Origin of the sequence: Enterococcus sp. AZ101 (genome assembly GCF_050499005.1) — a bacterium.
In the GTDB taxonomy this organism is placed as follows: Bacteria; Bacillota; Bacilli; order Lactobacillales; family Enterococcaceae; genus Enterococcus_L; species Enterococcus_L ureilyticus.
On the sequence record NZ_JBMHEZ010000009.1, the window covers coordinates 1 to 430 of the forward strand.

The following is a 430-nucleotide window of genomic DNA, read 5'->3' on the forward strand; positions in this document are numbered from 1 at the left end:
AACGGTCTGGACGGGACTCGAACCCGCGACCTCCTGCGTGACAGGCAGGCATTCTAACCAGCTGAACTACCAAACCATTCGTTATTGTGTTGCGTCACTAATAACTTTTTGCTTCTTTAAAAGCAATTGCGGGGGCAGGATTTGAACCTACGACCTTCGGGTTATGAGCCCGACGAGCTACCTGACTGCTCCACCCCGCGATAATTATAGTCTATCTTGACTATAGAAAGGTGATACTCTTGGTGATTTCTAGTAAGGTTTACTTCTCTCACTTTCTTCGCCAAGTATTGATAACCACAGTGCTTTAGCACTGATGTTTATCAACAAAGGAGGATAAGGGATTCGAACCCTTGCACGGTTTTACCCGCCTGACGGTTTTCAAGACCGTTCCCTTCAGCCGGACTTGGGTAATCCTCCGGAATAAATATAA

Annotated in this window: 3 tRNA genes; all 3 read right to left on the reverse strand. The window is 46.5% G+C overall.

What is annotated here, in order from left to right:
* Positions 1-2: 2 nt before the first annotated feature.
* The 3 genes from IGJ50_RS17110 to IGJ50_RS17120 all read right to left on the reverse strand — a co-directional run bounded on the left by IGJ50_RS17110 (position 3) and on the right by IGJ50_RS17120 (position 417).
* Positions 3-76 (reverse strand) — tRNA-Asp (locus IGJ50_RS17110).
* 50 nt (positions 77-126) lie between these two features.
* A tRNA-Met gene (locus IGJ50_RS17115) sits at positions 127-200 on the reverse strand.
* A 127-nt stretch (positions 201-327) separates the two neighbouring features.
* Positions 328-417, reverse strand: a tRNA-Ser gene (locus IGJ50_RS17120).
* Between the last annotated feature and the right edge of the window lie 13 nt (positions 418-430).